We start from the raw sequence: 15,357 nt of genomic DNA on the forward strand, positions 1-15,357 counted from the left end.
ATGAACAAAAATCTACTATACCTGATTTTATTTTTATGCTTAGCGCAAATTACCCATTCTCAAGAGAATGGGCTTGTTGCTTTAGACCTACCAATAAGAAACTCTTTAAAATTTAATAAATACGCTGTTAATCCAACCTTTAGTTTTGTACGTGAACAGAATAAATATATTAGCTTAACTAACAAACAACAATGGGTGCAATTTGATAATGCTCCTCAATCATTTTTGTTTAGCTATTCTGGTAGATTTACAGAGAATATAGGTGCTGGTATTGGTTTGTTTCAACAAGATTATGGTGTGCAAACTGTTTTTGGAGGAATAGTAAACTTTGCATATAACACAGCTTTAAATAGAGATAATAACTTAACATTTGGTTTGAATATTGGAGCTTATCAAAGTGGTATAAATGAAGCAAATGTAATTACAAATTTTTCAGACCCTGTGCTTCAAAATATGCCAAAGCATTTTTTAATAACTATAAATCCAGCGATTAATTACGGAACCACGTTTTTTGATTTTGGAATTACTGCTAATAACTTGGTGTCATACAATTTGAATGTTTCAAAAATTATAGAAGATAATCCAGAACAAAGTTTTCAAGCACATATAATGTATACTGGATATATGGATAGTCGTGGTTTTTTTGATGAAAGTAAATTTTCAACTTTAATTCGTTCAGAATTCAAAAAAGAAACCACGGTAATATCAGGTTTAGTTATGCTTTCAATACCAAAGGGAATTTGGGGACAAATAGGGTATAATTCTTTATATGGAGCATCTGCAGGTGTTGGAATTAATGTAAGTGATCAAATTGCTTTGGAATATAATTATGAACAATCTGTTGGAGAATTATCAGGTTTTGGAAATTCGCATGAATTTACATTAGCTTATAGATTTAAGAATAACAACAGATATGTTTATAGTAATGATGATGAGGAAGTGTCTGTTTTCCAGTCATCAAGAAGGAAACGAACTATAGCAAATCGTTCTTCTAATTCTAAACCAAAAATCAATAGAGAAGAAGTAGCACGATTAAAAGCAGAGGAAATAGCTAAAAGAAAAGAGGTTTTAGAACAAAAGCGTTTAGCAAGAGAAGAAGCAGAACGTATAAGAAAAGAAGAAAAAGAGTTGGTGGCTTCAAAAGATCAAGAAAACAAGGAAATATTAATTGATAATAATGAAACTGATAAACTTGAAAAAACACAAAATGCAAAAGAAGAAGCTGAGAGACTAGTACTTGAAAGAAAGAAACAAGAGGAGGAGGAAAAAATTAAAGCCGAAAGAGAATTACAAGAAAAGCGGGATGCCGAAGCTACAGCTAGGGCAGAGGAGCTTAAACGTAAGCAGATAGAGGAAGAGAAATTACGTCTAGATGCAATAAAGCGTAAAGAAGAAGAGGAAGCTAGAGCAAAAGCTGAAAGAGAATTACAAGAAAAGGAAGAAGCCGAAGCTATAGCTAGGGCAGAAGAGCTTAAGCGTAAGCAGTTAGAAGAAGAGGTAGCTAGAGCAAAAGCTGAAAGAGAATTACAAGAAAAGGAAGAAGCCGAAGCTATAGCTAGGGCAGAGGAGCTTAAGCGTAAGCAGTTAGAGGAAGAGAAATCCCGTCTAGACACAATAAGGCGTAAAGAAGAAGAGGAAGCTAAAGTTCTAGAAATTGCAAGATTGAAAGCTGAAGCTGAAGAAGCTGCCAAACTTGAATCAGAAAGACTAAAAGCTGAAGAAGAGAAAACAAGACAAAATGAAGACCTTGTTGCAATGCAGTCTGAATTAGATGAGGAAACAACAAATTCAATAAACAACATCAATCAATCTGCCAAAGCCACCAAAGAAGCTCAAAATACATTGATTGATAGGTTAACGGAGAAAGTTGCAATTAAACAAAAGGATTTAGAAGACTTAAAGGAAGAGAATGATTTGAGTGAACAAGGTATTTATGTAGCACCAAAACCATTTAAAAGTGTTTCAGCAGAAAACGCAGAAATTGAAACTTTAAAAGAAGAATTAGATAAAACCATTGAAGAGCAAAGAATAAGGATTGAAGAGTTAGAAGCTGTTCTTGTGATAAGAAAACGAAAAGTAAGAGATAATAAAGATCCTTTAAATGCAGTTTATTTAAAAGCAATAGAGGAACTTAAAACACAGCAATTAAATATTATTCAGGCTAAAGCCAATTTAGAGGCTTCATTAATAACCATTAAAGAGGCTACTGATATAGAAAGGAAGCGCAGAATCAAGCGTGCTGCATATGATAATCAACAAGATAGATTTAAGAAGGATAGTACGTCTTTGGCCAATATTAAAAGAATTACTGAGGTAAGTACAGTTGCGTTATCTGAAGCCGATTTTGATTTTGGTGAAGAGCCTAGTAATAACATCCGAATTGTTAAAAATGTAGATCATGCAAAAAGCGGTTATTATATGGTAATAGCAGTTCATGAAGATGAAGCAAAAAGGGACGAATTCTTATCAAAAGTTGTTTCTTCAGGTAGAAAAGATGTTAATTTCTTCTTTGATGTTAATACGAATAAATATTTTATATATTATCAGCAATTTAATGCTATTAATCAAGCTCAAAATGCTTTAGAGGTAAAAGGAAATGAACCTTATAATAACAAAATGTCTATTGTTAAAATAGAGAATTAGAATTAGCTATAATTTGTTGAGCTCACTGCAATTAAAATCAGGTAAATATGACCTGATTTTTTTTTTGTGTATAAATGAATTTGTTCTAATTATATGTATGTATAAAACTACAAAAAATTTAATATATGCGCTAAAACGATTTTTTTTACCGATTAAGTACATAAAATATATTAATTTACTTCTTCGTTTTAAAATAAATTACGATATTTACCTCGATTAAAAGTAAATAAATAAGCTGCATGTAATTATATTGAAGTATTTGCGTACAAGCTTATATTGATTAGGAAATTATAGCAAGGTAAATTTCTCTAAAGCCCCAAAGAGAGAAAAAAAAGAAACTACCATGAAAAAAACTACTTATGTTAAATTTGTGCTTGTTGCTGTCCTAGTTTTGTTTTGTTCAAATTTATTTGCTCAAAACTTCATTCCATTTTCTCCAAGATTTAATCAAGATTTAAAAGGTGATATTGTTTTAATAGGAAATAATATTCTTGGTCCTGATAATAATGCATTTAACAACGGGTCTGTGTATAACCATACTGTTGATATGCGTTATATTGATATTGATGGAGATGCTTCTACTTTTAGTTCTTCCAGTGCAGACTTAGTAATAGATAACCCAAATTGTTATAGAATTATTCATGCCGGATTATACTGGAGTGCAGTAACACCTGGGAATGAGCCTTTTACAAATGTGAGATTTAGAGGACCAACGGGTGGTTATAATGATATAGTTGGTACTGTGATTTTTGACGCAAATACTACCTCTGTTGACGGAGGAGATAGTTTTCCATATGCCTGTTATGCAGATGTTACAAGTATTGTTACTGGTTTGGCAAATAATTTAGGAACTTATACTGTTGCTAATGTATCAAGTGCTCAAGGTCAAACGGATACATATAGCCCTAGAAATGGAACAGGGCATTCTGCAGGCTGGTCTTTATTTATAGTATATGAAGATCCTACATTACCAGGAAAATCCATTACCAGTTTTGATGGTTTTAGTGCAATTAGCGTTCCTGGGGGGAATCCAAATTTAGATATTCCGGTGTCTGGATTTAGAACAGTGCCTGCTCCAGCTCCAGTAAGGGCAAATTTTGCTTTTGCTACTTTAGAGGGTGATAGTCCTATTTTGGGAGATCAGTTATTACTTAATGGTCTTAATTTATCAACTGTAGATAGACCTGCTACTAACTTTTTTAATAGTTCGGTAACTCAACTTAATGCTACACCCGTTAATAACAGAAACCCCAATAGTTCAAACACATTAGGTTTTGATACTGGCGTTATGGTTGTTCCTAACCCTGCAAATAGTGTTATTGCCAATGGAGCCACTTCTGCTACGGTTCGCTTAGAGACAAGTGGAGATACCTTTTTTCCATACTTCTTTGCACTTGCTGTAGACATTATAGAACCAAACATTGTACTTACAAAAATTGTTGAAGATACTTCTGGTAATGATATTGGTGGGCAGTTAGTTAATTTAGGTGATGAATTAAATTATGTGATTGGTTTTCAAAACACAGGAAATGATGATGCAACTAATTTAATTATAAGAGATGTTCTTCCTATAAATATTGTTTTTAATTATCCAGCTGATATTGTGAATTTACCTCTAGGTGTTTCGGTACAGAGTTATAATGCAACAACACGTGAGATTATTTTTGAAGTTGATAATTCCGTAGTAGAAGTAAATGATCCTGTACAAGATATAAGATTTAGAGTTACTGTTGTCCAAACCTGTAGTTTACTTAATGATGCATGTGACAATATAATTGATAATCAAGCATTTGCCACTTATAATGGGACTTTAAATCCAACGTTTACAATTTCAGACGACCCAAGTTTTAACAGTAATACGGGGTGTTTATTAAATCCAGGTGCTACTAACTTTTTAGCCGATATTGATTGTGATTTTACGGAAGATGTAATTCTTTGTGGCGATAATGTTGTGTTGACAGCTGGTGATGGTTATGATTCATATACCTGGTCTACCAGTCCTTCTGGCACTCCTGTTATTGGTACAACACAGTCAATTACAGTTACAAGTATAGGTACATATTATGTGCATAATGCAGCAACTGCTCCTTGTCAATCCATAGATCAGATTTTTAATGTTGTAACTTATGGTGCTGGAGTACCTAATCCAGTTACTCCGTTTGCAGATCAAGTAGTTGTTTGTCCAAATGATGGCAAGGAATTACCGAATTTCTTTTTATGTGGTGCAAATGATTCTAGATTGATACAAACAGGAATTACAGACACGTCTTCTATGATTTGGGAGCGGCTAGATGAAACAAGTTGTTCTGCTGTTTTGAATCAAGATTGTGCTAATGAAGATAGTGCCTGTGCATGGAATCAGGTCGCTACAGGTTCAGATTATACTATAGATACTGTTGGACAATATAGACTAACATTAAATTATACAGGTGGTTGTTTTAATCAATATTACTTCAATGTTTATGAAAACCTATTAGTGCCTACAGTTACCTCAAATGATATCATTTGTACAACTCCCGGAGAAATTGTTGTTGGTGGCGTACCAAGTGGCTATGAATATAGTATTGATGGTATAAATTATCAGTCAAGCAATACTTTTGTTGTTAATACCGCAGGAATTTACTCGGTTTATGTTAGACAAATAGGTGTTACTCCTAATCCTTGTGTTTTTGAGGTTCCTGATGTTCAAATTAGAGAACGTGATTTTACAGTTTCAACCACTGTAATACAACCGCTATGTCATGGTGAATTAGGTAGTATTGTTTTGGCAGCGAATGATGTTAGACCACAATATTATTTCTCAATATATGATGGAGCAACGTTAGTTAATAGCGTTGGACCAATTAACCCGAATAACTACACCTTTGATAACCTAAATCCAGGAACATATACGGTTAATGTTTCTACTGAAGATGGTTGTACTTTTACTGATACGGTTGATATTATTGAACCTCCTTTGTTAACAGCTACGGCTGCAATAACACAACCTTTAACATGTACTAATGGAGAAATAACGGTTTATCCTGAAGGTGGAACAGCTCCATATTTCTATTTTGTTAATAGTACTACAGTTTTTCAAACCACACCTATTATAGATGTGTCAGCAGCTGGAACATTTAATATTACTGTCGTTGATTCTAATAACTGTTCTACAGATGTTTCAATTAATATAGATGCCATTGATCAACCGGATTTCACGGTGAGCCAAACAAATATTTTGTGTGCTGATGATGTAAATGGTGGAGGTATTACTGTTAATGTAACCAATCCTAATGGTAATACACTAAGGTATAGTATTGATAATGGTACTTCATACTCAACCTCAAATGTGTTTACAGGGCTTACTGCAGGAACATATGATGTTATGGTTGAATACACTTTTGGAACCGCCGTTTGTTTTACAACACCTCAAACAGTAACAATTACGGCAGCTCCTACTATTGATGGGACTGCTACTATAACAACACCATATACTTGTACTAGTAATGGAGTAGTTACAGTATCAGGTGTTACAGGTGGAACTTCTCCATATATGTATAGTAGAGATGGCATAAATTATCAGGCAGGAGCAACATTTACGGGATTAACAGACGGAACTTACACTATTTCTATTAGAGATGCTAGTAACTGTACCTTTATTACAGCACCCGTAACGATAGATCCGTTAGACCCACCAACAGATTTAGATTTTAGCCATACAGCATTAAGTTGTCCTACAAATACAACCACCGTAACAATTACAGCTACAGGTGGTACTGCACCATTAGAATATCAAATTATTGCGCCAGCTAGTGCTATAACGGCTTATCAATCCGCTAATACATTTGTGGGGTTAACTCCAGGAACTTATACTTTCCAGGTAAGAGATGCTAATGATTGTGAGTATGCAGAGTCATATACCATTGTGCCAATGCCACCAGTTACAGTAAATATGGTGCTCACAAAAGATTTGGATTGTACGGTTTCACCAGATGCGATTATTGATGGAACTGTAGGTGGAGGAACTGCTCCTTATACTTATGCGGTTTCATATAATGGAGGTGTTTTTGGTACCTCAATTGCTATTACTGGAACCACTTTTACTTATACAACACCTAATGACGGAACTTACGAATTTGAAATTACTGATGCTTTGGGGTGTACAGTTCAGTCTGGAGTAACTACAATTAATACGATTTCTTATCCTGAAATTACTTCGGTGGTTCAAACACAAGATATTCTTTGTAATGGAGAAAGTACTGCTGCCATAGATATTACAATTAATGCATTAGTTGGAACACCACCATTTACTATTAACGTAAATAATGATACAACTGGAACTGATTACGGAACGCAAACATCCGGTTTACCAGCTGGAACATATACAATAACTTTAACAGATGACAAATCGTGTACAGACACCGAAACAATTACTATTTTGGAGCCTACTCCAATTTTAGTAACTCATCATGCGGTAGACATTACTTGTAGTGCACTTGGCGTTTCATTTGGTTCTGTTATTATTGATGGAGTTACAGGAGGAACAGCACCTTATAATTATTACGTAACAGGAACAAACGGATATTCAGCTACTGAGTTGAATGCTTCGGGAACAACATCAACAACTTTTGATGTAGTTGATTTTGGATTATATCAAATTAATGTGGTTGATAGCAACGGTTGTTCCGTGATAGTTCAAGATATATTGGTAGCATCACCACCAAACGATTTAGATATTATTATAGATACGGTTGTAGATTGTACAACAGGAGGAGAAGCTACAGTTAGTGTTAGTACAGCTTTGGCTAGTGCTGGTCCGTTTTATTTTGATATTTATAGAGGTGTTATTCCACCACCTCCTCCAGGAGGAACTTGGGTTTTACAAGATGCCCCTGTGGTTGGAACACCAAGTACAACGTTTATAGGTTTAACACCGGGAATTACATATACATTTATAGTTTATGATAGTGCCACAGGATGTAGTTATTATGAAACTGCAACATCATCAGTTCCTACAAATTCAACTTTAACAACTACTGCATTATCATCAAATAATATTACCTGTGTGGGTAGTGCTGATGGTAACGCATCCTTCACTATTAATAGTGTTTATGGTACTCCGGTTAACGTAAGTTATGAAATTTTCGATTCACTTTCACTTATATCAACAGGGGTAAGCGGTACAGGAAGTGTACCTGCTGGTTCATCAATATCAATATCTAATCTTGGGCCATTACCTTTTGGTACTTATTTTGTTTCAGTCACTGAGACTTCAGGTCCCAATGCAGGTTGTGGTATCGTTACAACACCTTTTAATATTAATGAATCTGTAGTCGATTTAAACCTTACGGCTTCCGTTGATAGGAATGCTAATTGTAACCCTGCATCAGGCTTGATTAGTGCAGTGGCACGAGATGGTACGGCTCCATATATGTATCAAATTAGCACATCGGCCATACCGCCAATAGTTACAGATCCTTCTTGGGCTTCGGCTAATACATTTAACGTTGATGCAAACACTTATTATGTACATGTAAAAGATGCTTATAATTGTATTAGAACAACATCGGCTATAGTTTTAGCTGCAGACCCAGAACCAGTTATTACTGCATCTGTAACTAACCAATGTACGGTTACCGAAGGTAATTTTGAAATTGATGTTGTTTTAACATCATCTGGGATATCACCATACAGTTATAGTATTGATGGTGGTGCTTTCCAAACAAGAACAGCTCCGTTTACTTTAACTAATTTATCTTCTGGCGTGCACACAATTGAAATTCAAGATGCAAATGGTTGTGGAAATATTGAGACAGTAGATATTGAGACTCCAATTGATTTAATTCCAGATGTTACGGTTTTACCAACTTGTAATGATGATGATGGGGAGATTACTATTACTGGTTCTGGTGGTTCTGGAACTTATACATTCAGTATTGTACCAAATCAAGCATCAATTGGTTTAACAGGAAATGTTTTCAGTGGTGTGCCATCAGGAACATATATTGTTACTATTACAGATGCTGTTACAACATGTACTGCTGATGTGTCTGTTTTTGTTCCAGAAGCTATTCCATTATCATTTACAACCAATTCATCTGAAATTACTTGTTATGGAGATAATGATGGAACAATAGAAGTAAATATTAGCGGTTATTCTGGACCATATAATTATGAAGTGTTTGATAGTTCTAGTGCATCTGTATTTGGAGTAGTGTCTGCAAACACAACAACAAACCCATTAGTAATTACAGGATTAGTATCAGATAATTATACAATTGTAGTAACTGAAACATCTAGTCCGTTTTGTTCCACATCATCTGGAACTATTACAGTTCCTACGCCATCAGCTCCTTTAGCTGTTACGGCTACAGAAACTTCTAATGTAACTTGTGATGACGACAAAGGAACCATAACAGCTGTTGCAAGTGGAGGTTGGGGAAGTTATGAATACGAATTAACTGGAGCTACAACTGTGGCTTATTCAACCAATGCGACCTTTACAGATTTATCTGCTGGAGCATACACTGTTAATGTACGCGATGCAGGAGGATGTATTGATTCATATAATATAACGTTGGATTTACCAACCCCGATTGATGCTACGATAACAGCAACACCAACTTTATTAACTTGTTTTGGTGATACTAATGCAACTATTACGGTTGGTAGTATTACGGGTGGACAAGGAAGTAATTATATTTATACTTTAAACATGGTTTCACCAACTATAAGTTCTTCTGGTCCGCAAACATCAACAGTTTTTGCAGACTTAGGCATTGGAACTTATAATGTTACTGTAACAGATGGTTATAATTGTGAGTTTACAACAACTAATGTTGTAATTACAGAACCTACACCTATTGAAGCTAATTTAGTAAGAGCAACACCTCAAACTTGTTCAACAGATGCTACATTAACTTTAAGTGCAACTGGAGGAACGGGGTCTTATGACTATAGCACTTCGGCTAATTTTTCAACGGTTTTAGGAAGTTTTACAACATCTGTAACCTTCCCAGTTAGTCCAGGTGATTACATGTTTTATGTAAGAGATGTTAATGGATGTATTTCAGTAGTTTCAAATCAAATTACTATAGATCCGCTTCCAACTTTAACCTTAGAGTTAGATAACACCAACGCCAAAGTTAATTGTGCGGGAGATACCACAGGTGTTATTGTGGCAGTGGCTCAGGGTGGATTAGGAAGTTATGTATATACTTTACAAGACACTGCAGGAAATCCAATTCCGGCAACCCAAAATAGTCCTGGAGTATTTTCTGATTTGACTATTGGAGATTACCAAGTTAGAGTTGATAGTGGGGATTGTTTATTTACATCTGCAACAATAAATATTTCTGAACCAGCTTTACCACTTCAAGTTAATTTCTCTGTATCAGATGTTACATGTAGTGGTGAAAATAATGGAGTTTTGGAAATAGTTGCTACTGGAGGAACAGGTGTAATTAAATATGCTATTTCACCTCAAATGAATCAATTTTTTGAAGAACCAATTTTTGAAGATTTAGCTCCTGGTAACTATCAGGCTATTGCCCAAGATGAATTAGGGTGTTATGAGTTATTTGACTTTACGGTGAATGAACCAACATTTGTGAGTCTTACTATTGTTCCAAATTCTATTTTACCAGAGATGTGTTCTGGTGATTTGAATGGCGAGTTTAGCATCAATATTTCTGGAGGTACATTACCATACAGTGTTGCTTTAGACGACATTAATGGTAATTATGTTACAGGAGGACCAAGTCAAACCATTTTTGATTTCACTGGATTAAGCGGAGGAGATCACTTAGTTTATGTAAGGGATGCCGAAGGTTGTGAATCTGAATGGAATATTACTTTCCCTGAGTCTGTTTTATTAGACCCACAAGTTACAGTTGAATATTGTACAGATGTTGCAGATGCCACAAGTAATGCAGTAACTGTTGGCATTGATTCAAGTTTAGACCCAGCTGATTTAGATTATTCCTTAGATGGGGTAATTTTCCAATCAAATAATATATTCCTTGACGTTTCCGCTGGATTAAATCAATCTATCACGGTAAGACATACAAACGGATGTGAACAAGTAGTTTTCTTTGATGTTAATCAATATGATCCTTTACAAATTGCATTAAATGATGGCGGTATAAATGAAATTGAAGCTCTTGCAAGTGGAGGCTCAGGAGATTATCAATATGCTATTCAACGAGTGAATACTGTTGATTTTGAACCTTATGGAGATACTGGAACATTCACAATTTACGAGTCTGGAGAGTATTCGGTAACGGTAACAGATAGTAATGGTTGTGTTGCAACAGCTTCAAGATATTTTGAATTTATTGATGTTTGTATTACCAACTATTTCACACCTAACGGAGATGGTAATTTAGATACTTGGGGACCAGGTTGTACATCACAATACAAAGATTTAACCTTTGATATTTTTGATAGATATGGTCGTAAAGTTATTACGTTAAGAGTTAATGAAAAATGGGATGGTACGTATAACGGAAAACAGTTACCTACAGGAGATTACTGGTACGTTGTAAATCTTAATGATACTAGAGATAAAAGAAATTTTGTTGGACACTTTACACTGTATAGGTAGTTTAAAAAGAACTTAAATGCGAAAATTAATTGTATACATATTATTTCTATCTTTTGTGGCTTCATATGGTCAAGAACTTAACCTACCTGTGTTTACACAATATTTAGCAGATAATAATTTTGTGGTGTCTCCAACTTATGCTGGTATAGGAGATAATGTAAAAATAAGGGCTAATGGCCTTACCCAATGGGTTGGTATTAAAGGTGCCCCTGATAATCAATCTATTTATGGTGATGCAAGAATTGCAGATAGAACTGGTTTAGGTGCTTCGTTTTATAATGATAGAAACGGTAATACCATACAAACTGGGGCAAAATTTTCGTTTGCCCATCATTTAATTTTAGATTATTATGCTAAAATGTATTTGTCTTTAGGGATTTCGTATAACATTAATAATTTCAGAATAGATATCAATAATTTTAATACGACTTATGAAAATCCAACTTTAGATCCGTTTGTAACGGATGATAGAAGAACTACAAATCATAATTTTGATGTTGGTGCTTTGTTTAGAATGAAAGGATTCTTCTTTAGTCTAAATGTTAATAACGTTCTAGATAAAGATTTTGATTCATCTGAACGAACATTTGAACCAAATTTACTATTAAACTATCAGATTTATTCGGGTTATACATTTAGAGGACCTAAAAAAAGTGGTTTGGAGTTTGAGCCTTCCATATTCTATCAAATGTTTACAAGTGATAAACGTTCTGCTACAGATTTAAACTTTAAATTTAGAAAGTATAACAGAAATGAAGACTATTATTGGGCTGGTATCTCATACCGTTTTCTTAACGACCAATTGTTAAAGCCATTAAATATTGGTCCAATGGCTGGTTTTAGTAAAGGTTTGTTCTATTTTGGTTATGCCTATCAAATTACTACAAATGATTTATCGGCTTATAACTCTGGTACTCATGTAATAACTATTGGTATTAACTTTTTACAGGGTATTAGTAATTGTCCATGTACACAAGATCCTGTTCATCATTAATATTATAACTGTCTAAATATATTGGATTTATATTATAAGAAAATTAGAGCAGGAGTCATTCTTTTTTATGCTTAAATAGAATATATTTGTTAGGAAAATAATCCTATCAAATATGATTGCAACTGAAACTACCAAGAATACTTATATAAATAGAGAAATAAGTTGGTTACAATTTAATGCAAGAGTTTTACAAGAAGCTTCAGACAAACGTGTCCCACTAATTGAAAGATTAAGGTTTTTAGGAATATTTTCAAATAATTTAGATGAGTTCTTTAAGGTTAGATATGCCACAGTTAGGCGTATTGTAGAGGCAGGAAAGGCTGGTAAAAATCAACTTGGAGGGATTAAGGCCAAGGAGTTGTTAGATATTATTACTCAAATAGTAATCAAACAACAAGCAGAAAGTATAAAGATTTTAGATGAGGTTGATAGTAAACTAAAAGAAGAAAATATTTATGTAATTGATGAATCTCAAGTTGATAGTGATCAACATGATTACATAAAAAAATATTTTTTTCAGAATGTAAGTTCTGCCTTGGTTACCATAATTTTGAATGATTTAGTCAAGCTTCCAAATTTAAAAGATAGTGCAGCTTATTTAACTGTAAAAATGCAAATGAAAGATGGCTCTAAACAATTTGCATTAATAGAAATTCCAAAAGGGGTAAATAGATTTATTGAATTGCCAAGACAGAATGGTCATAGCTATATAATCATGTACGATGACTTATTAAGGTATTGCTTAAGTGATATTTTTGACAGTTTTGATTATGAATCTATTTCCGCCCATATGATTAAAATCACCAGAGATGCAGAGCTTGATTTTGAAAGTGATTTAAGTAAGAGTTTCATAGAAAAACTATCAGATAGTGTTAAGCATAGAGAAATAGGTGATCCGGTACGATTTGTATACGATGAAACCATTGAAGAAGATACTTTGCATTATTTAATGCAGAAAATGGGAATTGATAATACGGATAGTATTATTCCAGGTGGCAGATATCATAATAAACGTGATTATATGAGCTTTCCTAGTTTAGGAAGGAAAGACTTGATGTATGAAAAAATTGAGCCATTACAGGTAAAAGGATTAAGTTTAAAAACAAGCCTTTTTAAAGCTATTGCTGAGAAAGATTATATGGTTCATGCACCTTATCATACTTTTACATATATAGTAAAGTTTTTGCGTGAAGCTGCTTTAGATCCAAAGGTTAAAACAATTAAAATTACAATTTATAGGTTAGCCGAAATTTCGCATGTTGCTAGTGCTTTAATGAATGCAGCTATTAATGGTAAACAGGTAACTGTGTCCATTGAATTAAGAGCTAGGTTTGATGAAGAAGCAAATATCTATTATGCTGAACAAATGAAGAAAGAAGGGGTGAACCTTCACTTTGGTGTTCCTGGTTTAAAGGTTCATAGTAAAATGTGCGTCATTGAACGTGAGGAGGGGAAAAAATTAAAACGTTACGGGTTTATAAGTACTGGGAATTTTAATGAATCTACCGGGAAAATATATACAGATTATACTTTATTTACCTATAATCAGCCTATTTTAAAGGAGGTAAACAAAATATTTAACTTCTTTGACACCAATTACAGAGTGTATTCTTATAAACACTTAATTGTATCACCACATTATACCGAAAAAAGAATTTTTAAATTAATTGATGAACAAATTAAAGAAAGCAAGAAAGGTAATGGTGGTTACATAAGAGTAAAAATGAATAGTATTTCAAATTATGCTATGATTGATAAATTATATGAGGCTAGTAATGCAGGTGTAAAAATAGATATGATTGTTAGAGGTATTTGTTGTTTAATACCAGGTATTGATGGTATGAGTGAGAATATTGAAGTTATAAGTGTTGTAGATAAGTTTTTAGAGCACCCTAGAGTTTACATTTTTGGTAAAGGTGAAGCAATTAAAATATACATATCCTCGGCTGATTGGATGTCCAGAAACATACATAATAGAGTGGAGGTAAGCTGCCCAATTTATGATCCGGAGGTAAAGCAGGAAGTTATAGATACTTTTAATATATGTTGGAATGATAACGTTAAAGCTAGGTTAATTAATACACCTAATGAGAATGAATATAAAGTAAATGATAAACCTAAGATAAGATCACAAGTGGCTATTTATGATTATTATTTAGATAAGCTAAAGAATTAATATGCTCTCAATTAAGAAATATGCAGCAATTGATATTGGTTCAAATGCTGTAAGACTACTAATTTCTAATATTATTGAAGAAACTGGTATGCCGGTAAAGTTTAAAAAAAACTCATTAATCCGGGTACCAATACGTTTGGGAGCTGATGTTTTTATAAACAACAAGATTTCAGAGGAAAATAAAGAACGCATGGTTGATACTATGTTGGCGTTTAGATTACTTATGAAATCTCATAAAGTAGCTAAATATAAAGCTTGTGCCACTTCTGCAATGCGTGAGTCTGATAATGGAAGCGAAATTGTTGATTTAGTACTTAAAAAAGCTGGAATAAAGATAGATGTAATTGATGGTGAAGAGGAAGCGAAAATTATTGCTGCTACAGATTTGAATAAGTTCATAAACCCAAATAAAACATACCTTTATGTTGATGTTGGTGGAGGTAGTACAGAGTTTACCGTAATTAATAATGGTAAACAAAAAGCATCAAAATCTTTTAAAATTGGTACCGTAAGATTACTTAATGATATGGTTAAGGAATCGGCTTGGGAGAAATTAGAAAATTGGATTGAAAGGCACACATCAGAGTATGATAAAGTAAGGGTTTTAGGTTCTGGAGGAAATATTAATAAAATATTTAAAGTATCTGGTAAAGCTATTGGAAAGCCCTTAACATATTTTTATTTGACCTCTTATTATAAAACCTTACAAAGCTATACCTACGAAAAACGTATTACTGAATTAGAACTAAATCAAGATAGGGCAGATGTTATTATTCCAGCCATGAGAATTTACCTTTCTGCAATGAAATGGAGCAATGCTAAACATATATATGTCCCTAAAATTGGTTTGTCTGATGGTATTATTAAAAGTATATATCATGATACAGTTTCTAGTAATACACAGTAAAATTTTGCACTTTACCCCTTAAAATATAGGTTTTTAATTATAAAACATATATT

5 protein-coding genes are annotated in these 15,357 nt (G+C 33.6%); all 5 read left to right on the forward strand.

Annotated features, from left to right (window positions below; genetic code table 11):
• The 5 genes from N1F78_RS13340 (at position 1) to N1F78_RS13360 (ending at position 15,304) form a co-directional block, all read left to right on the forward strand.
• Positions 1-2,643, forward strand: coding sequence for a PorP/SprF family type IX secretion system membrane protein (locus tag N1F78_RS13340; RefSeq protein WP_406683663.1), 2,643 nt, complete (start codon positions 1-3; stop codon positions 2,641-2,643).
• A 343-nt stretch (positions 2,644-2,986) separates the two neighbouring features.
• Complete coding sequence (locus tag N1F78_RS13345) at positions 2,987-11,227, forward strand: T9SS type B sorting domain-containing protein (RefSeq protein WP_406683664.1); 8,241 nt, start codon at positions 2,987-2,989, stop codon at positions 11,225-11,227.
• Positions 11,228-11,243: 16 nt separating this feature from the next.
• Positions 11,244-12,221 (forward strand): type IX secretion system membrane protein PorP/SprF, encoded by a 978-nt coding sequence (locus tag N1F78_RS13350; RefSeq protein WP_406683665.1) that lies wholly within the window; start codon positions 11,244-11,246, stop codon positions 12,219-12,221.
• Between the two features lie 112 nt (positions 12,222-12,333).
• Positions 12,334-14,397 carry a polyphosphate kinase 1 gene (gene ppk1 / locus N1F78_RS13355; RefSeq protein ID WP_406683666.1) on the forward strand — a complete coding sequence of 688 codons (2,064 nt, stop codon included), beginning with the start codon at positions 12,334-12,336 and terminating at the stop codon, positions 14,395-14,397.
• A 1-nt stretch (position 14,398) separates the two neighbouring features.
• Positions 14,399-15,304 (forward strand): Ppx/GppA phosphatase family protein, encoded by a 906-nt coding sequence (locus N1F78_RS13360; RefSeq protein WP_406683667.1) that lies wholly within the window; start codon positions 14,399-14,401, stop codon positions 15,302-15,304.
• Positions 15,305-15,357 lie beyond the last annotated feature (53 nt).

The sequence above is a fragment of the Seonamhaeicola sp. MEBiC01930 genome (assembly GCF_045277075.1).
Taxonomy (GTDB): Bacteria; Bacteroidota; Bacteroidia; order Flavobacteriales; family Flavobacteriaceae; genus Seonamhaeicola.

Excerpts from the sequence above, each read along its gene's own strand:
- N1F78_RS13360 (WP_406683667.1), top strand. The coding sequence starts at position 14,399 with ATGCTCTCAATTAAGAAATATGCAGCAATTGATATTGGTTCAAATGCT.
- N1F78_RS13340 (WP_406683663.1), top strand. The coding sequence starts at position 1 with ATGAACAAAAATCTACTATACCTGATTTTATTTTTATGCTTAGCGCAA.
- ppk1 (WP_406683666.1), top strand. The coding sequence starts at position 12,334 with ATGATTGCAACTGAAACTACCAAGAATACTTATATAAATAGAGAAATA.
- N1F78_RS13350 (WP_406683665.1), top strand. The coding sequence starts at position 11,244 with ATGCGAAAATTAATTGTATACATATTATTTCTATCTTTTGTGGCTTCA.
- N1F78_RS13345 (WP_406683664.1), top strand. The coding sequence starts at position 2,987 with ATGAAAAAAACTACTTATGTTAAATTTGTGCTTGTTGCTGTCCTAGTT.